At 38.1% G+C, this 18603-nt stretch carries 18 protein-coding genes; 13 read left to right on the forward strand and 5 right to left on the reverse strand.

Annotated features, from left to right (window positions below; translation table 11 throughout):
* Positions 1 to 36 precede the first annotated feature (36 nt).
* Positions 37 to 438: a hypothetical protein gene (locus VB797_RS18790; RefSeq protein WP_323239247.1), complete on the reverse strand. Its 402-nt coding sequence runs from the start codon at positions 436 to 438 to the stop codon at positions 37 to 39.
* Between the two features lie 164 nt (positions 439 to 602).
* On the opposite strand from VB797_RS18790, the gene VB797_RS18795 reads away from it, so the two are divergent.
* From VB797_RS18795 to VB797_RS18820, 6 genes are all read left to right on the forward strand, one after another.
* Complete coding sequence (locus VB797_RS18795; RefSeq protein ID WP_323239248.1) at positions 603 to 1118, forward strand: hypothetical protein; 516 nt, start codon at positions 603 to 605, stop codon at positions 1116 to 1118.
* A gap of 89 nt (positions 1119 to 1207) precedes the next feature.
* The gene (locus VB797_RS18800) at positions 1208 to 1996 is read left to right on the forward strand and encodes a DUF3153 domain-containing protein (RefSeq protein WP_323239249.1); all 789 of its coding nucleotides are present in this window, start codon (positions 1208 to 1210) and stop codon (positions 1994 to 1996) included.
* An 81-nt stretch (positions 1997 to 2077) separates the two neighbouring features.
* Entirely contained in the window at positions 2078 to 2542 is a 465-nt protein-coding gene (locus tag VB797_RS18805) for a Panacea domain-containing protein (RefSeq protein ID WP_323239250.1), read from the forward strand.
* The gene (locus tag VB797_RS18810) at positions 2514 to 2951 is read left to right on the forward strand and encodes a hypothetical protein (RefSeq protein ID WP_323239251.1); all 438 of its coding nucleotides are present in this window, start codon (positions 2514 to 2516) and stop codon (positions 2949 to 2951) included. Before VB797_RS18805 ends, VB797_RS18810 begins: the two co-directional genes overlap by 29 nt.
* A gap of 154 nt (positions 2952 to 3105) precedes the next feature.
* On the forward strand, positions 3106 to 4728 hold the full coding sequence (locus VB797_RS18815) for a hypothetical protein (RefSeq protein WP_323239252.1): 1623 nt from the start codon (positions 3106 to 3108) through the stop codon (positions 4726 to 4728).
* 42 nt (positions 4729 to 4770) lie between these two features.
* Positions 4771 to 5148 carry a hypothetical protein gene (locus VB797_RS18820; RefSeq protein ID WP_323239253.1) on the forward strand — a complete coding sequence of 126 codons (378 nt, stop codon included), beginning with the start codon at positions 4771 to 4773 and terminating at the stop codon, positions 5146 to 5148.
* Between the two features lie 55 nt (positions 5149 to 5203).
* Here VB797_RS18820 and VB797_RS18825 read toward each other — a convergent pair whose 3' ends face one another.
* Complete coding sequence (locus VB797_RS18825) at positions 5204 to 6139, reverse strand: hypothetical protein (protein ID WP_323239254.1); 936 nt, start codon at positions 6137 to 6139, stop codon at positions 5204 to 5206.
* Between the two features lie 473 nt (positions 6140 to 6612).
* The gene (gene pdxH / locus VB797_RS18830) at positions 6613 to 7257 is read right to left on the reverse strand and encodes a pyridoxamine 5'-phosphate oxidase (protein WP_323239255.1); all 645 of its coding nucleotides are present in this window, start codon (positions 7255 to 7257) and stop codon (positions 6613 to 6615) included.
* Positions 7258 to 7314: 57 nt separating this feature from the next.
* On the opposite strand from pdxH, the gene VB797_RS18835 reads away from it, so the two are divergent.
* From VB797_RS18835 to VB797_RS18850, 4 genes are all read left to right on the forward strand, one after another.
* Positions 7315 to 8400, forward strand: coding sequence for an AI-2E family transporter (locus VB797_RS18835; protein ID WP_323239275.1), 1086 nt, complete (start codon positions 7315 to 7317; stop codon positions 8398 to 8400).
* 715 nt (positions 8401 to 9115) lie between these two features.
* The gene (locus VB797_RS18840) at positions 9116 to 9454 is read left to right on the forward strand and encodes a LapA family protein (protein ID WP_323239256.1); all 339 of its coding nucleotides are present in this window, start codon (positions 9116 to 9118) and stop codon (positions 9452 to 9454) included.
* A gap of 137 nt (positions 9455 to 9591) precedes the next feature.
* Positions 9592 to 10419 carry a ScpA family protein gene (locus VB797_RS18845; RefSeq protein WP_323239257.1) on the forward strand — a complete coding sequence of 276 codons (828 nt, stop codon included), beginning with the start codon at positions 9592 to 9594 and terminating at the stop codon, positions 10417 to 10419.
* Between the two features lie 503 nt (positions 10420 to 10922).
* Entirely contained in the window at positions 10923 to 12092 is a 1170-nt protein-coding gene (locus VB797_RS18850; RefSeq protein WP_323239258.1) for an NDP-sugar synthase, read from the forward strand.
* Positions 12093 to 12192: 100 nt separating this feature from the next.
* Here VB797_RS18850 and speA read toward each other — a convergent pair whose 3' ends face one another.
* A complete protein-coding gene (gene speA, locus VB797_RS18855; protein ID WP_323239259.1) occupies positions 12193 to 14220 on the reverse strand; it encodes a biosynthetic arginine decarboxylase in 2028 nt (675 codons plus the stop codon).
* A gap of 268 nt (positions 14221 to 14488) precedes the next feature.
* Here speA and ndk point away from each other — a divergent pair, with 268 nt between their 5' ends.
* Positions 14489 to 14965: a nucleoside-diphosphate kinase gene (gene ndk, locus VB797_RS18860; RefSeq protein WP_323239260.1), complete on the forward strand. Its 477-nt coding sequence runs from the start codon at positions 14489 to 14491 to the stop codon at positions 14963 to 14965.
* A 129-nt stretch (positions 14966 to 15094) separates the two neighbouring features.
* Here the strand turns inward: ndk and VB797_RS18865 are convergent, their stop codons facing one another.
* Entirely contained in the window at positions 15095 to 15829 is a 735-nt protein-coding gene (locus VB797_RS18865; RefSeq protein WP_323239261.1) for a TerC family protein, read from the reverse strand.
* A 346-nt stretch (positions 15830 to 16175) separates the two neighbouring features.
* On the opposite strand from VB797_RS18865, the gene VB797_RS18870 reads away from it, so the two are divergent.
* Positions 16176 to 17891, forward strand: a complete 1716-nt coding sequence (locus tag VB797_RS18870; protein WP_323239262.1) for a hypothetical protein — start codon at positions 16176 to 16178, stop codon at positions 17889 to 17891.
* 131 nt (positions 17892 to 18022) lie between these two features.
* Positions 18023 to 18445, forward strand: coding sequence for a lysozyme inhibitor LprI family protein (locus VB797_RS18875; protein WP_323239263.1), 423 nt, complete (start codon positions 18023 to 18025; stop codon positions 18443 to 18445).
* Positions 18446 to 18603: the final 158 nt, after the last annotated feature.

The raw sequence follows: 18603 nt of genomic DNA on the forward strand, positions 1-18603 counted from the left end.
GTCCACCTAACCCAACCTACTAGCTAGCTACTCCCTTTACCAAGGGGAATTAATGATAATCCGCGAACCTGGTTGCTGATAACCTTGTCGTCGCAAATTGCGGTAATAACGTCTTTGATTTCGGGGACTTTTAATCATCGTTGGGTTAACTAAAACTGGATTAATATAGGTGGGGTTATAAATCCTTGTTGTATAAGGTTGGGAGAAATAACTTTGAGTGGGTATTTGTCCCGTTGCGGGATTTACGGGTACGGGTGTAAAAATAGGGCTGCCGTAGATAAAATTACCTACAGTCGGATGTTGTCTACCATAGTCAGAATTGCCACCATTAATGATTATGACAGATTGAGCCGAGGCGGGTGTTGCTACAGCACCGATAAAAGCGATCGCAATTCCCAAGCCCAAAAAATACGGTTGCGCTTTTGCGTTCTTAAACATAATACTTCTCCTAGCTAACCACCGATGGCTAAATATCGGCGAATCTACCTACCTAATTAAAATTTTAGAATTTTTCTCCCAAAAAATACTTACCTTTATAAAAGTTTCTCAAAATGTTGCTTTAAAGCGGCAAAATAAAGATGTTGATTGTTTATAGATGAAAAGTGAGTTCTGATTTAGAAATTGCCAAACAACGCTACCGTAACGGAAAAGCTGCTTTTGAAAACGGCAAATACCGTCAAGCAGTTGAGGAATTAGAAAAAGCTTGTGCTTTGTTATCGCGCAATAGTAGCCTTGGAGGTGAGGTGCAAATTTGGTTAGCAACGGCTTACGAAGCTGCTGGACGTAATCAAGAAGCGATCGACCTTTGCGAACAGCTTAAACGTCATCCTTATCCAGATACAAGCAAAGATGCAAAGCGATTGCAGTATATTTTCAAAGCACCTAAGTTGGAACGTCCCAAAGAATGGATGACTGAAATACCTGATTTGGGAACATTGTCCGATAATGAAAGTAAAATGCGTTTAGCTGCATCTGTAAAAAAATCTTCCGCACCTAAACAGCCATTAGAACCGGAATTTATTGATTTAAGTCAGGTAAATACTCAAGATAATCGCTTTATCTGGCTAACCTTAATTGTGATTGCTGTGACTTTGGGTAGCTTGATTTGGTTAATTTGAACAATTAAGCTTTATAGTGCCACAAGCGATCGCAAAATCTGAAAGTCTGTTGAAAACCCGTTTAATTTTGTAATTCTAATTTTGTAATTATGTCACAATTAGTTAAAAATTTTTCTAAGCGAATAGGGCTTGTATGCATTTTACTGTTAGCATCACTGTTAACTGGCTGTGTAGATTATGATTTGGGTGTAAATTTAAACAATGCTAATTACGGACAATTCGTCCAGCATATTAAATTAGGAGAAAAACTCACAAGCTTTAGCGGTGATTCAGTTTACGAATGGTTGGACAGCATCGAAAGACGAGCTAAAGAATTAGAAGGAAAAGCACAGCGGATTTCTCAAGAAGAAGTAATTGTGACCATTCCCTTTAGTAACGGTAGGGAATTACAACGAAAATACAACACATTTTTTAACTCCAAAAATAATTCTAAATCTCGCTCTGCGAAAGCCGAATCAGAACTACCAAAAATAGAATCAAACTTACAATTATCGCAGAGTAATTTTTTACTGTTAGTACGCGATCGCCTAATTTACGATTTAGATTTGCGTTCCTTAGCTTTAATTTCGAGTAAAGGTAACGTTTTAACTAACGCTGGTTCAATTCTCGATTTAGAATTTAACTTGAACGCTCCTTGGGGTGCTAACAGTATCCAAAATGAATCCATCGAACCGTTAAAAAATAACAAACAACTTTCATGGAAACTCAAACCAGGACAGTTAAATCATATTGAAGCGGTTTTCTGGCTTCCCAGTCCGATGGGTATTGGTACTTTGCTAATAGTGCTATTTATCGTACTAGGATTTTACCTGAGATACAGCTTTATGCCAGATCCTAGAGTTCAGTTTTCAAGTGAAGAGTTAGGAGTTAAGAGTTAGGAATATTGACCAGACTTTTGAAGAGTAAATAAGTGTGCAATATGTTTTAAGTATTATTGTACTAAAAAGGAGGTAAAATGTGTGGTAAAGGCTCAAGATATCGCTGATTACTTTATTTGGTTAGCAAACTATACTGGGTCTTTTATTAGTAATCTCAAACTGCAAAAGTTGGTTTACTACGCCCAGGCTTGGTATTTGGCGATTCACGATCAGCCTTTGTTTGATGAAGATTTTGAAGCTTGGATACATGGTCCCGTTATTCCAGAACTATATAAAGAATACTGTGAATTCAAATGGAAGCCTATTTTGAAGGAAGTTGAGGAGCCAAGATTCACTGAAGAAATTAAACAATTTCTCTCAGAAGTTACAGATATTTATTTTGGTATTGATGCTTACGAACTGGAGCAAATGACACGTTTTGAAGCTCCTTGGATTGAAGCTAGGGGTGAAAAACCAACCGATGCTCCTTGTCATGAGATTATTAGTAAGGAGTCAATGAGGGAGTATTTTAAACCCCGTGTCGAAGAAGAAGATTCCGCAGCCTAAGCGCAATATCCATTCTGGTAAAGGAATAAAGCCTACTTCAATCCCAAAGCGAAAAGGTATCTGCTTTTCTTACAAGTACTTCCAAAGCAACCACGAGAAGTTCTCAGTTACCAACAATCAGCCAGAATATTTAGTAGTATTTCTTGAAAGATTGAGAGATGTTAGTAACTATAGCTTCCAAGAACTTTTGAGTAATCGTAGCAAAGCGTTACGTTGTCACCCAATTGATTGGTCAGATACTACCGAATCGTGTTTTGGCATTCCCAATGAAGATGATTTGGTAGACACACCTTATCAATTCTCAATATCTTCTAACAAATATGGTAGGGTGCATGGATTTTTTATTGAAGAAATTTTTTACATTGTTTGGCTTGACCCAAATCACAGATTGTACTTTAGTAATAAATAAAAGCGTATTTAATGCTTCCAACTTGAGATAGGTGTAGCAAACACCCCATCACCCCATCTTCTGTTGCCAATTACCAAAATCTGTGTTAGTAATACGTCACTTATGATACGCAGGTAAAATCTGCTGTCAAAAAAACCATTCAATTGCAGCAGTTGTGAAAAAGAAGCTTGTATTAGTATTTACCTTTGTAGCAATTAATTTGGGTTCGGGATGTTCCCAAGTGCCAACATCTAATTCAGCGCAAGTAGATACACCAATAATTCTTGCTAAACCAGGATCAGAACAAGAAAAACCAAATACTCCGATTGAGGAAGGGTTAGAAAGTTTAGATAAGCTAGATAAAAGCTTCAATCGGATAGTTTTCTTTCTGGCTAAAGTTGCGATTATTTTACTGAGTCTGGTTCTGATTCATCGAATTATTTTACTGATTGCTTTTCGCGCATCTCAGTTAGTAATTGATAATTTTACTAATGCTTCTGGTGCGGAAGGAATGGAATTGGTTTTACCGGGTTTGAGTCAGTTGGGACGAGAAAGATTGGTACGGGAAATGAAGGGGGTTCACCAGCGGTTAAAGGAACATATTCGCGTTAGTGGACTGGGGACTTATCGTCCTCCCGATAAATTATCCTTACCGCAAGCAACTCCCGATGAAAGACTTTCTAACTTAATAGCTTCGCTCAACGAGTTTACACCGGATCAAATAGACCCTTTCGTAAGTCTGCTCAAAATTATCTTTCCTGCTTACGGTACGAAAGTTACGAGCATTTTACAAAGCCAGGGTGAAGATTACCGCAAATTGGGAATAACCTTTGAAATTACGGATATTGGAGGTCGCATTGCTTCTAAACTTTATACTATTTGGGAAGAAGCGGAAACTGAAACGGTAATCAAAACGGTACCTAAAACGGCATCTAAACCAGTTATTGATGGGGTTGAATTACCCGTAATTGATTCATATCCGGAAGTTAAAGACCGCTACCGTGCTTTATTAAAACCTGCGACTCGGTGGTTAGCGCTGGAACTTTCCAGAAGAGAAATGCTCGCTAACGTACCCTGGTATTATCTTGGCAACTGGTACAAACTTTATCAAGCACAGATAAATAACTTTTTTGGTGTAATTAATTATGCCAGCGCTCCAACTCATGGCAGATTTTTTTACCAATTAGCAATTGAAGATTTACAAGCAGCAATAGAACTCGACCCTAACTGGTATCAACCTTACGAAAATTTAGGCGATACTTACAGCATTCAAGGAAAAGATTTTCAAGAAAGCGCCAAAATTAACCGTCAGCGACAAGCAATTTTACAATACGAAAAAGCATTCGCTAGATGTGAAGATGAAACTGTGAGAAGAAGGATTAAAGTTGGTAAAGCGATCGCGCAGTTACTAACGAAAGAGGAAACTCTCGTTAAGGAGGCTCAAACAGAGATACAACTGCTAGAGAAGCAGTGGAATGCAGAATCCGAGCTAGGTTCTCGATTTTTGTACAACTTAGCTTCTTGGTATGCAATTTTTACCGCACAAAATAACGGTGACGAACAAGCAAAGCGAAAATCCCAAAAGTACTTAGTTTACGCTTTATTACGAGATCGCGATCGCAATCTTTGGGATTGGGCAAATAGAGATCCAGATTTTCAAGCGGTACGTGAAAGCTTTACTGATTTGCAATTTGTACTGTTGAAGAAATTAAATGAGGTTCCTGAGTTACCCCAAATGACGGGGGAAATTTTTGACAAACACTCAGGAGACATCCTCCATGAAATGAACTGGGTTTAATTAAATATTTAATTAAATATCTAAATACAGGAACGAATCGCAATGACCGAGAAAAAAGGTAAAAAATTCCCCATCAGAATTAAGACTTCGATCAAGCAATCTCAAGGAGAACTTAATAAACCTTGCGAAACTGAAATAAATACAGAAAATATCAAATCTGACATTACGGAGGAAAACATAAAACCTCGTATAACTGTAATTACAACCGAAGTTCCTACTCATCCAAAAATTGTCGGACAAATACCACCCTGGGATGATGATGATGATTCCCAGCAGGACGATCAAACTAAGCCTCCAAGTATTACAACAGAAATACCATGTGAGGATGAAAAATTTAATATCACACCCAGAGCTACAGGAGAAATTCCTCCTTGGGATGATGAGGAAGAAAGCAAATCCATAAATAAATCTGGCGGTTGAAACCGCGTCTACACAGGCAAAGTCCACCTCCGTGGACTTCATGAATTATCAAACTTTAGTTCCATCTTCCTAAAAATTTTTTAATCACCATCACAATATAAGAACCATCTATGTTGCTTGAAATCATGCCTATAGGATTTAAACGTATTTCATTCTCTGGTACTACTAAAAAGACCTGATACCTATATCCAGATTCATCTAATTCTATACGGTTATATTTTATATCTATAATATCGTCGAAAGGATATTGAGTTACTTTTTTACCAAACATTCCGAAGCATCTGTAGCGGCTGACAGTTACAATATTTGTTTCTTTATCAAAGGTAAAGTTAACAAATAAACCTGTTAGTGTTAGTAACAAAATTATCATTCCAAAAAATAGACAAATTCCAAAAACTATATAACTCCAAACTCTATCGTCTACGATGCCTATTAATTCTTTTTCTTCATTATTTATTAAAAAATTATTGATTGACGATGTTAATTTTTTTATATTTTCTATTTCATAATTCAGATACATATAGTCTGCAAAAGGAATACTTTCGCTCTGAGTTAGCAAAAATATTTGATAACTAACGTGTTTTCTATGGTGTTCGTCAAATTCTATTATCTTTTCTACTTTTGCTTCAATTATGTTTGAAATTAACTTTGGATTCTTTTCATGCTTAAACCAACCAATGTCTGTAATATTACAGTTTGTTGGCAAATAATCTTGTCTTGGATTGGAATCAATGTTGGTATTTGAAATATTCTTTATAGAATGCTCGCAAGTAATTTTGTGAATTAGAATTTGACCCGAAGTATCTAATAAACTTAAAAAGAAAAAATTAATTGTAAATATTGCTAGAAAAAAACTTGACTTTGGTCTAAAAGTAACGCTAAGCTTAGTTGAATCTTCACCAGATATTTTGATGAAGCCACCTATAGAAATATAGGCAAAAGCAATTAAATTAATTGCTAATAAGATTGTGATTACTGTCTCTTCACCCATATAATACAATTTTTATAAATTGATAAAAGTAAAAACTTCTTAATCAACAAGTATATCTCTTGTCTCTGTTAATACTAGTGTCTGAATTTTAAAGCTTTAATATATTTTTCTCGCCTATAGCAATCCGAATTTGAATGTGAGAAAACACGTAGATGTAGGATTGGAATAACAAGTAAATTTTTATTCATACCTGGCGACTAGAAGTCGCGGCTATACAGGCAAAACCCGCCTGCGCGGGTTGTTTGATTAAGTCCACGCAGGTGGACTTCGCTTGTGTAGTAGCGGTTTTAACCGCCAGTTGATTTATCAATTTCTCACAAATCATTTAGGATTGCTATATATAAAAAAAGACGGGCTAGAAGCCCATCCCACAAGAATATGTTTGATTAACTAACCCTTGCCACGGCGGGTTTCGCTTGTGTAGCAGCGGTTTCAACCGCCGGATAAATTATAAAATCAACTTCCCCAAACAATTAAGGAGACAAGCGCTGAATCTTCCAACTATCATCTTCATTTCTTGTATAAATTAAACGGTCGTGAAGACGGCTAGAACGTCCCTGCCAAAATTCGATTTCTGCTGGTATAACTCGAATTCCTCCCCAATGGGACGGACGGGGTACTTCTCGATCTTGGTATTTTGCTTTTAATTCTTCCAAGTGTTGTTCCAGCACTTCTCGATTTTCGATGACTTCGCTTTGATTTGAAGCCCAAGCACCCAAACGACTGTTAAAAGGACGACTATAAAAATATTGATCGGACTCCGCATCAGAAATTCTTTCTACCCTTCCGCAAATCCGAATTTGACGCTGGAGTTCAGCCCACCAAAATACTAAAGCAGCTTGGGGATTTTCTGCTAATTCTTGGGCTTTTTGGCTATTGTAGTTGGTATAAAATACAAAACCGCGATCGTCAAAATCTTTTAACAACACCATTCTTGCTGACGGTTTACCATCTGTAGTAGTAGTCGCAACAGTCATAGCGTTTGGTTCTAAAATATCGGCACTCAGCGCTTGGTCGAACCATTCCTTAAACTGTACAAAAGGATTAGAATTGACCTCGGTTTCACTTAAGCCCTGCAAAGTATAGTCTTGGCGAAGGTCAGCTATAGTTTTATCCATTACAATTATTTGATTGCAAAATTATAGTAATAATACAATTAAAAAAAATTTATGCGGATGCGCCGTTGGGCTTCCCTAAAAAATTTATTAGTATATGGTTTGAGCGCCCCAATTATAGCTCTTAATGTTGGACTGCTGTCTTTCCTGTTTCATTACTTTCGGCATCCACTGACCATTTTAAGTGTTGCAGCAATCCTCGCTTTTTTGCTCAATTACCCCGTCAAATTTTTAGAACGCGCTCGTATTTCGCGTGAATGGGCGGTAACTATAGTTTTATTGGTAACTTTAACTTTAGTGATTTTGATCGGTATTACCTTGGTACCACTGGCCATAAATCAAACCATCCAGCTTTCCGACAAAATTCCCGATTGGTTAAACAGTTTTCAAGACCAGCTAGAACAATTAGAAGCGATCGCAAAAAAAAGACGCTTACCGTTAATAAACTTGAAAATATTAGCTAATCAAACTAACGCTAGTATCGAAAACTTGCTACAACAACTACCATTCGGTGCCGTGGGATTTGCCGCAACCCTTATATCAACGTTAGTTAATACAGCGTTAGTAATAGTGTTAGCCTTCTATATGCTTTTATATGGCGATCGCGTTTGGTATGGCTTACTAAATCTCTTACCTGAAAAAATCCGATTTCCTTTAAGCAAATCCTTACTACTCAATTTCCATTACTTTTTTCTCAGTCAGTTGTTACTAGCATTATTCATGGTAGCGAGTCTGACACCAATTTTTTTATTTATTGGCATCCCATTTGCTTTTTTATTTGCTGTGGTCATCGGGTTGTCCCAACTTATCCCTTTTGTGGGAGCGACTTTAGGCATTGGTTTAGTCACTATACTGCTACTACTGCAAAATTGGTGGTTGGCAACTCAACTAGCATTCTTTTCATTTTTGATACAGCAAGTTAAAGATAATTTGTTGGCTCCTAAATTACAGGGAAAGTTTACTGGACTAAATCCCATCTGGATTTTTGTGGCTATTTTGATGGGCTTCGAGATTGCTGGATTATTAGGAACATTGGTTGCGATTCCCATCGCTGGAACTATTAAAGGCACCTTCGATGCTCTTAGAAAAGAAAATTCCACTCAATCCGTGTCTATTACCATTGATCAAGAACCATCGGAGCTGTAAACAGCTAATAAGTAGGTCGGGTAAGGGTTTAAAGTTAATTTACCCAACCGTTACATAGTTCTGTTTATTTCTGCCGACTTACTTAGATTTGAATTTATTATTTCTAACTCATAACTCCTAATTATTCTCCTGATGGTAAGTAGATAGGCGTAATTAAATATAAGATAAGACCTCACCCTTAACCCCTCTCCTTATTAAGGAGAAGGAAGCCGGAGTCAGAGTGAAGTTTTATATTTAATTTGACCCACTTACTTACTGCAACTGAAAATTAGTATTCTTTAACACTGGTTATCAAAATTAATTATGAGTAGTCTTGAGGGAGAATATGTTTTACCGAGTCAAAAATATCAGCGATGGAAAACGCTAGAGCAGAAAAGTTAAGGATAAATTAATTTTTAATAAATTTTTAATTAAAAATTGATGAATTAAATTTATGTCTTTGACTACGAACTAGCTGTTTTAGACCTTTGTTCTGGATAAAAACCATAATTAAAGTGTGATTTTTGAATAGGAAAAGGTATAAAAATATCGTGATATACTTTCGAGGGTGAATTTTATTCTTATACTCTATTATTCGTAGATGTGTAACTACTGCATTACTAAAAATGCTTTTTTATCAGAGTTGCACTACTAATACTTACCATTCATGGCGAGTATTAATGGGAAAGACCGGGGAAACAATAGCCACACTAATTACTTAACTTGATAGTTTCCAATGAGACAAGTAAATTTTGCAATAATTTTTATTTTTTGTTTAGCTTTTGCTTTGTTCAGTATAGAAAACACTGAATTAGGAACGATTCATCTAATTCCGGGAATGGAAGTACAGGCTCCGATTTCAATTGAATTGCTTATAGCATTGGGTTTAGGCGGAGTTTTGGCTTGGTTGTTTAGCGTTTGGACTCATTTAGAAAGACTTTTATGGTCTGGTCAAAAAGTTCGTCAAAAAAATGCTCGCATTCAAGAATTAGAATCCAAAGTTGAAAATTACCAAGCCCAAATTCAATCCCTACAGCCTTCTCTACCACCAGCTAGCGAAGCGTCAGCAACTTGATGAGATGGGAGGACAAGGGGATGGGGGGATGGGGAGATGGAGGGAAATTCTTAACTCCTAACTCCTAACTCCTAACTCCTAACTCCTAACTCCTAACTTCCAATTCTGCCCTTTCACAAAAATTCTAGTATTTGTCGATGGATGCTTCAGAGCTTTTAGAAACGATCGCGCAACTTATTCACCAAGCCGAACAAGGTGAAATTGACCCTTGGGATGTGCAGGTAGTTGAGGTGATAGACCGTTATATAGAACTCATGGCACCTGAGAAAAGCACGAAGGGTTATGAAGCAGATTTGTCTCAGTCAGGACAAGCATTTTTATCGGCATCAATGTTGGTGTTGTTTAAAGCCAATACTTTGATGGAATTGCAATCGGCAGAAGATGAAATTGATGCTTATGCAGGAGATGAATTTCTGCTTGATGGTGAAGATGCTTTGAATGAGCGTATAGCTAGACTGCCTTTGGAGAAACAGCTACGACGACGGCGTTCTGCGATGCCTCCACCCGCACGTCGCGTTAGTTTACAAGAGTTGATCGATCAGTTGCAGGTAATGGCGAACCAACTGCAACTAGTACAAACAACTAGTAGACCTTTAGCGAAAAAACGTCAACCTGGGGTTAAAACTCTCAAAGCAGCATTAGAATTAGCGCACCAAGAAAATCTCACAGAAGTAGCTGGAGAGTTAGAACAAGTTTTACATACCAAAGCGGCAGAACTGCATTTGGGAGAAAGCTGGATGAATTTGGAACAGTTAGTAGAATGGTGGTCTCAAACTAAATCGCTATCGGATTTAGACAAAAACCATTCCGGCGGTGAAAATGCTCATACAGTCAGCGTATTCTGGGCGCTACTACTGCTATCGGCTCAATCAAAGGTGGAGTTGTATCAAGAAGAGTTTTATCAGGAAATCAAAATCCGTTTGCTTGCAGATACTAATAGCTCGATGTCTCAAGCAGCAAGTTAACTAAACGTGCGACAGAAAACGCAGACAGTTTTTGCGTGAGGTTAGGGAATAGGAAATAGGGAAAAAATTACCCGGTAAAGTTAACTTGGTAGATCGTTAGCAGTTCATTTCATTAATTTTGACGGCTTGTATTTCAGTCCTATTCATAGGACTTTCGCTATTAGACGGGGGTTGAAAACCACCGGCAGGTTGTGGGGTAGTGCGAGCATCTTGCTCGCTAGTTGCTTTTAGCTCGCTGATTGTAACGAGCGACCTTTCCGGCTCGCACTACGAATGCATAACCCAGCAAAATTAATGTGGTAGACCATTAAGGTTTAGAGAATGAATTATAAGTAAATTTAAATATTGGCAACTTCGTATCATTTAAGATGCTAACAGGAGGCTAAAAATGCACTAACACTGCATTCTCCGTGCTTTTTGGGATGACTTCACATAAATTAAAACAGATGATGGAGTATCGCTCGCTCGACGTAAACTCGCTTGTGGTTGAGAAATAAGTATTTATGAAAGCTATGATTTTGGCTGCGGGTAAGGGTACTCGCGTTCGTCCAATTACCTACACAACTCCTAAACCGATGATTCCCATCCTGCAAAAACCAGTGATGGAATTTTTAATTGAACTGTTACGTCAGCATGGCTTTAACCAAATTATGGTTAATGTTAGTCATTTGGCTGAGGAAATCGAAAGCTATTTTCGAGACGGTCAGCGGTTTGGTGTAGAAATTGGTTACTCTTTTGAAGGTAGTATTGACGATAACGGTAAATTAGTCGGGAAAGCCATCGGCTCTGCTGGTGGAATGAGAAAAATTCAGGATTTTAAGACATTTTTCGACGATACTTTTATCGTAATGTGCGGCGATGCTTTAATTGACCTGGATTTAACGGCAGCCGTGAAGTGGCATAGGGAAAAGGGTTCTATCGCTACCATCATTACTAAAACTGTACCAAGGGAAGAAGTTTCGAGCTACGGTATTGTTGTTACCGATGATGATTGTCGGATCAAGGAATTCCAAGAAAAGCCTACTGTCGAAGAAGCTAAAAGTACCAATATCAGCACGGGTATTTATATCTTTGAACCAGAGATATTTGAACATATTCCCTCTGGAGTCGAGTATGACATTGGTGGCGATTTATTTCCCAAACTTGTAGAAATGGATGCGCCATTCTACGCTAAACCAATGGACTTTGAATGGGTTGATATTGGTAAAGTACCTGATTATTGGCGAGCAATTCGCGGTGTACTTTTGGGGGAAATCAAAAATGTCCAAATCCCCGGCAATCAAGTACGAGAAGGAATCTACACTGGTTTAAATGTGTCCGTAAATTGGGACAAGGTTGATATAACTGGTCCAGTTTACATTGGTGCAATGACCAAAATTGAGGACGGAGCTAAAATCGTTGGTCCAGTTTACATTGGTCCTTCTTGCTGCGTCTGTAGCGGTGCTACGGTAGAAAATAGCGTCATTTTTGAATATTCTCGACTTGGACCGGGAGTAAGGTTAGTTGATAAATTAGTCTTCGGTCGTTACTGCGTAGACAAGGATGGAGCGTCAATTGACCTTCAAGCTACTGCTTTAGACTGGTTAATTACCGACGCTCGTCAAACACCATCTACTCATAACCCAGCAGAACGTCAGGCGATCGCTGAGCTATTAGAGACTAATCCTAATTGAATTGGTAATTGGGAATTGGTAATTGGGAAAGAATTGTCCAAGTGAGAAGTTATAAATTTATTGCTCGCGATTACCCATTACCCATTACCCAATTCCAAAATCAAGAAGAAAGATACGTGTATCGGCTCAAACTTTGTTCGTAGGTTTGTAACAGTCGCTGAGATTGAGCAATGGTAATATGATTTGCTTCCAAGGCTTGCTCGCAACGCTGACGAATTCTTTCTATCATGTCTTCGGCATCGTACTGTACGTAACTTACGACTTCACTCATTGTGTCACCTTTAACTACGTGCTTGATTTGATAGCCTTTGGGTGTCAATTGAATATGAACCGTATTTGTATCGCCAAAGAGGTTGTGTAAGTTACCCATTATTTCTTGATAGGCTCCGTTGAGGAACATACCTAAGTAATAAGGTTCTCCCGGTTGGAAAGAATGCAGTTCCAAAACCGATTTAACGTCTCGTAAGTCGATAAAACGATCTATTTTACCGTCGCTATCGCAGGTAAGGTCTGCTAAAATACCCCGTCGCTTAGGTTCTTCATCTAAGCGATGTATCGGCATAATCGGGAATAACTGATCGATCGCCCAGCAGTCTGGTGCTGATTGAAACACTGAGAGATTGATGTAGTAGATGGAAGACATGATTAGTTCCAGGTCTTCCATGTCATCGGGTACGTATTCTTGCTGTTTAGTAATGTGAAGAATTTTATAACAACAAGCCCAGTATAACTGTTCTGCTTTAGCTCGTTCCCTTAAGGATAAAATGCCTAAATTGAAACGACTAATGGCTTCTTCTTTGAACTGGACTGCATCGTGATAGAACTCTTGATAATTCTCTTCGTTGATGGATTGATAGGTTTCCCATAAGTAGGAAATAATATGGGATTCACCTTCTTGAACAGCTTCGGGTGGCTCGCAAGGTACTTCGCTGGTACTAAGTACGTCAAAAATCAGTACTGATTGATGGGACGCAATGGCTCTTCCGCTTTCGCTGATTAAAGTTGGTACGGGAATATCTTTTTCTCTACAGGCATCTTTTAACTCTGCCACGATATCATTGGCATAGTTTTGCATATTGTAGTTTTTAGAAGCGTAAAAATTGGTTTGAGAACCGTCGTAATCAACACCCAACCCGCCACCAACATCTAGATAGTTCATATTTGCACCCAGAATCACTAGCTCAACATAGATACGGCTAGCTTCCTGGATAGCATCTTTTATGACATTAATAGCCGAAATTTGCGAGCCGACATGGAAGTGCAACAACTGCAAACAATCTAACAAATCGGCATCTCGTAACTTATCGACAGCACGAATAATTTCGGGAATATTCAAACCGAACTTAGCGCGATCGCCACTGGAAGTTCCCCAACGGCCCATACCTTGAGTACTAAGTTTGGCGCGGATTCCTAAGATTGGTTTAATGTCTAATTGACGACTAACTTCAATGACTAAATCGACTTCTTCAATTTGTTCTAAAACTAAAATTGGAGTTTGTCCAAGTCTTTGAGCTAACATCGCCGTTTCCATATATTCACGGTCTTTGTAGCCGTTACAAATTAGCAAAGCTCCATGTGTATCGAGCAGTGCTAAAGCAATCATTAATTCCGGCTTGGAACCTGCTTCTAAACCAAATTGATGGGGTTTCCCAAAGCGAACTAAATCTTCGATTAAATGCCGTTGTTGATTGCATTTAACGGGAAAAACACCTTGATAAACTCCCGCGTAGTTATAACGAGCTATAGCTTTTGCGAAACAAGCATTCAGCCGCTCGATTCGATCTTCTAAAATATCTGAAAAGCGAATTAATAAAGGTAAACCCAAATTACGCTGTTTAAGCGAATTAACTAATTCGTACAAATCCAGAGAACCACCGCGTTCACCTTTTGGGGAAACAGTAATATGACCTGCCGCATTAATCGAGAAATAGGGCTGTCCCCAACCTTCAATGCGATACAGAGTTTCGCTATCTTCAATTCTCCAATGACTCCGGGGTGAATTTGAAATTGCGCTAGGTGGCAGAAGTTTCTGTTCTTTTTGATTACTACTCAATTTAGCTTTCGCTTTTTTGCCATTCAATGATAGTTTCCCTGTTTCAGCCGATGTCGCACTTGACTCAACACCCATTTATCAGTCACCTTTGTACTTCACCCATGAGTCTATAATTTAGCGCATTCATTTCGTAGAGGAAATATACGTAAGATATAGATTTTTGGGGAATGGGGAATGGGGAATGGGGAATGGGGAACCGCGAGCAATAAATTTATAAATACTTACTTCTCACTTGGACAACTCTTTCCCAATTACCAATTACCAATTCCTTTAACTATTGACAAAAACCGAATGACGACGGACAAATAACAGTGATGGATTCATTAATTTATGGGAGATAGTAATGGAACGCACTTTTTTAGCAATCAAGCCGGATGGCGTACAGCGTGGATTGGTCGGGGAAATAATTCGCCGCTATGAAAGCAAGGGTTTTACTTTGGTTGGTTTGAAATTTATGAAAGTCAGCCGGGAATTAGCTGAATCGCATTACGATGTTCATAAAGAAAGACCATTTTTTGCTGGCTTAGTAGATTTTATTACTTCGGGACCTGTTGTAGCGATGGTTTGGGAAGGTGAAGGTGTTGTTGCTGCTGCGAGAAAGATAATTGGTGCGACTAATCCTTTAACGGCAGAACCTGGAACCATTCGTGGTGATTTTGGAGTTGATATTGGTCGTAATCTGATCCACGGTTCCGATGCTATCGAAACCGCACAACGAGAAATTTCTCTATGGTTCAGTAACGATGAATTGGTAAATTGGCACCCACAAATTATGCCTTGGTTGAATGAAAAATTTTCCAAAGAGTTAGCAGCGAAGTAGATAATTATTAGGTATTGGGCATTGGGAATTGGGCATTGGGCATTGGGCATGAGTAAAAGTTTAAATCCAAAATCCAAATTTTTCTTATTCTTAACTATTACCTATTCCCTATTCCCCATTCCCAATGTCTTAATTTGCAACTTCTGTCTTTTCGATTTTTTCGATTTTTTCGGTTTCTTCTATAAGTGGAACTGTACGCTTGGAAAATCCCCAGGCTAGGATAATGCCGATTGCGCTAACTACTACCCACTGAGGAGGAACCAAGGCTTCGTTGATGACTCTCAACAACAAGCGCATCCCTACGAATGCAACGGTGATATAACCAGCATCTTCGAGGTAGACAAATTCATCCAACCAACGGATAAATAAACCTGCCATAAATCTTAGGGTAATAATGCCGATTGTGGTTCCAGTGATTACTAACCATTTCGTATCGGAAACTGCGATCGCTGTGGTGACGCTATCCAAGGAAAAAGCTAAATCTGTAAACGCAATTACTGGTATTACTTGCAACAAGGAGGTGTAGCGGGGTCCACGATGATGATGTTCTTCATCCTCTGCGGAGGTAAAGTGTTGAAATACCAACCAAAGTAAATAAGCTGCACCGATTAACTCGAATTGCCAGTATTTCTGTACCCAAGTAGCAGTGAGAAGTAAAGTTATTCTTAACACATAGGCAACAACTAAACCCACATTGAGCGCTTGACGTTGGAGTTTTTCGTCATCAAGACCTTGGGCGATCGCAGCGAGGGCGATCGCGTTATCCGCAGATAGCACGGCTTCTAGGAAAATTAGAATAAGTAAGACTATAGATGCTTCAATGCTGAAATTATATTGAAGATAATCAAAGATTCGCTCTAGCATTAGGGATTTCTCAAACAGCGCAATAAAAAGTTAACAGGTTCTGGAAGTTTATTATTAGCAGCGCAATAGAAAGCTACTATTCATTAAGCTTAACCTTTTTAAACTATATTCTGCATCAATATGGTTTATCTGCTGGTGTGATTTCCCTACGGTAAAATCTGAGAAGAAAGCGAATCAACTTTTTTTAATATTAATTATTACTACTACTTTTATAGTCATAAAAATTCATAATTGTTAATCCAATATGACATAATTTTTTAAAATTAAATATGCAAAACAATGAGATTTAGGTATAAAAGTTAATAGATATACTTAAATTTTCCTAAATAATCTTTGAGAGGTCACTATGTCTGAACCTACACGGAATTCTCAGCCAATAATTTTAATTAGAGGTTTTGGTCAGTTGAATGTTTCGGACGAAAAGAAGGACGCATATCAAGGTTTTAATGATGGTAGCGTTTATCCGCAAAAACAAGGTGAAAATTATATATATGAAGGCTTTATTTTAAGGTTTTTGAAGTCGAATTGGAAGTACCAAGATGCGACAAATGTAGTTGGTTATTATGGTAAGGAAATAAATCAAGAACCGCTGCTCCCCCGCAAGTTGCTGAATTTGGAAAACATGGTTAACCAAGGAGTTTCTTTATCCCAGCCGCTGCAAAATCTCCAAGATAAGAATGTTATCCATAACTTCAAGCGTTTGCAGGCAGAGAAATTTTTTTCGGGGGATAAAATAGTTATTGACCCAGCAATGGCTTTACATTTACTTGAATCAGTAGAAGATGTTTCTCAGACAATTTGGGTGTTTCGCTATTACGATCTTAATGACCGGACATTTGAAACTTATGGTAAAGCACTGGTACGATTAATTGAGTTTATTCGAGAAATCGCACATATTCAAAATAGTGAAAAACCAATACCAAAAGTAAATATTATTGCTCATTCGATGGGTGGACTATTGGTGCGGGAAGCCGTACAGCGTGCTTATCCTACAAAAAACCAAAAAGCAGAAGATTTTATCAACAAAATTGTGACTCTTGGTACACCACACCAAGGTATTTCATTTCAAGTGATGGAAAACTGGATTGGAATTGATGCTAAAGATGAAATAGAGCATTTTAATCCTAACTTTCAAAAAAACGCCAATAATCCCGAATCTTTCGTTAACTTTCATCAATATTTTCCTTTAAATAGATTGTTAACCGTAGTTGGGACAAATTACCGCAGCTATGACATCCCAGCAGCATCCTTCGCAAATCGGTTGTTTTCTGTGGGGGATGAGTATGGAGCGAATTATAATCGCAGCGACGGGTTAGTAAAACAAACCTATGCTCAAATACCCGGTTCACCCAGAACATTTATTCATAAAAGCCACAGCGGTAGAGACTCGCTAATAACTTCCAGAGAAGCATTTGAAATTGCCACACGTTTCTTTTTTGGGAACTTGAGAGCAAGATTACGTTTTGTACGCGGTAATGTAACTCGCGGTAAAGATTTATTTGGTAAGAGTGAGTTTTTTTTGGGGGTTTGTATTAAACCTCGTGCTGTAGATTTTGAGCTATTTCATCAAAGTAAAGAAGCAGAAAACTGTTACGGTCCATTTAGTAAAACTAATTCCGAATATCCAGATAATAATATTCATTTTCAAGAAACTAACGAAGAACTTGCGTTTGATTGGGCTGATGAGAATAAGTTAATTTGGGAAGGTTATTTGGATACTACATCTATTTTGTCAGATGAAAGTATCACTAAAAAAGATATGGTCATCCGGCTTGATTTTTATGTTGGTGAACGAGATTTACTCGGTATTGGTTTTTCCGATAATGTGATTTTTCGCAAGCAATATTACATTCGTGCTTTATTACCAACAGAAAATCAAAAGTTACAGCTTTTCTTGCATAACGATGAAAGGTTTGCCGATAATGATGAGGGAATACCAATGGAATTTAAGAATGGTGGTTGGGAGTTTGAAGTTCGCGGTACGGGTTTTTTTGGTACTTTCCAAATAGAAGTTGATGTTGTACCCGAATTGGGAGAACCGGAGGTATTTTTGATGGAGTGAGTCACGAAATTAGAACCTCACCCCCTACCCCTCTCCTTAGTAAGGAGAGGGGAGACGGAAGATCGTAATCCGGAATCTAGGAGGTTAATGTTGAGGTACTAAATATCAAATACAAACAAGAATATTTACTGATGAATTTACGTTCTACCTTACAAAAAATTGCTTTTATTTCTCTACCAATTTTAGGTATCGTCGCTGTACCAAATTTGGCTCGCGGTAATTCTTACGAAATAGCTCAAAATGTTAACTGTAAGAATCCTCAGACAACTTCACAGATGAGAATTTGTGCTGGTAGAAGTTATGAAACAGCAGATCAAAAATTGAATCAAGTTTATCGACAGTTAAAGCCAAAATTACGCGCAAGTCAGCAGAAAAGATTAGTTGATGCTCAAACTGCTTGGATTCAGTTTAGAGATAAAAGTTGTGCTTTTGAAGCTGGTGATGCAGAGGGAGGAACTTTAGAACCAGTTCTTAAACTTAGTTGTTTGACTGATGTTACCCAACAGCGGGTTAAAGATTTGCAAAGATATTTGGAAATAGTTACTAATCGGTAATATAGAAGTTTGATTTTAATCGGAAGGGGAATTATTAGGTAGCTAAACCTTACAAACACACTTGAATAAATTTATATTACTGCGGTTGATATAGAAAAATTTAGGTTCCGTCATCACTGAAAGTGTTACACACTAGGGTGTTGACTCTGTAGTTTTTT

The organism is Rivularia sp. UHCC 0363 (genome assembly GCF_034931125.1).
GTDB lineage: Bacteria > Cyanobacteriota > Cyanobacteriia > Cyanobacteriales > Nostocaceae > Rivularia.

Bases quoted from the DNA above. Each gene is read 5' to 3' on its own strand.
- VB797_RS18790 (WP_323239247.1), bottom strand. From the start codon at position 438: ATGTTTAAGAACGCAAAAGCGCAACCGTATTTTTTGGGCTTGGGAATT.
- VB797_RS18800 (WP_323239249.1), top strand. From the start codon at position 1,208: ATGTCACAATTAGTTAAAAATTTTTCTAAGCGAATAGGGCTTGTATGC.
- VB797_RS18820 (WP_323239253.1), top strand. From the start codon at position 4,771: ATGACCGAGAAAAAAGGTAAAAAATTCCCCATCAGAATTAAGACTTCG.
- VB797_RS18825 (WP_323239254.1), bottom strand. From the start codon at position 6,139: ATGGGTGAAGAGACAGTAATCACAATCTTATTAGCAATTAATTTAATT.
- pdxH (WP_323239255.1), bottom strand. From the start codon at position 7,257: ATGGATAAAACTATAGCTGACCTTCGCCAAGACTATACTTTGCAGGGC.
- VB797_RS18835 (WP_323239275.1), top strand. From the start codon at position 7,315: ATGCGCCGTTGGGCTTCCCTAAAAAATTTATTAGTATATGGTTTGAGC.
- VB797_RS18840 (WP_323239256.1), top strand. From the start codon at position 9,116: ATGAGACAAGTAAATTTTGCAATAATTTTTATTTTTTGTTTAGCTTTT.
- VB797_RS18845 (WP_323239257.1), top strand. From the start codon at position 9,592: ATGGATGCTTCAGAGCTTTTAGAAACGATCGCGCAACTTATTCACCAA.
- VB797_RS18850 (WP_323239258.1), top strand. From the start codon at position 10,923: ATGAAAGCTATGATTTTGGCTGCGGGTAAGGGTACTCGCGTTCGTCCA.
- speA (WP_323239259.1), bottom strand. From the start codon at position 14,220: ATGGGTGTTGAGTCAAGTGCGACATCGGCTGAAACAGGGAAACTATCA.
- ndk (WP_323239260.1), top strand. From the start codon at position 14,489: ATGGAACGCACTTTTTTAGCAATCAAGCCGGATGGCGTACAGCGTGGA.
- VB797_RS18865 (WP_323239261.1), bottom strand. From the start codon at position 15,829: ATGCTAGAGCGAATCTTTGATTATCTTCAATATAATTTCAGCATTGAA.
- VB797_RS18870 (WP_323239262.1), top strand. From the start codon at position 16,176: ATGTCTGAACCTACACGGAATTCTCAGCCAATAATTTTAATTAGAGGT.
- VB797_RS18875 (WP_323239263.1), top strand. From the start codon at position 18,023: ATGAATTTACGTTCTACCTTACAAAAAATTGCTTTTATTTCTCTACCA.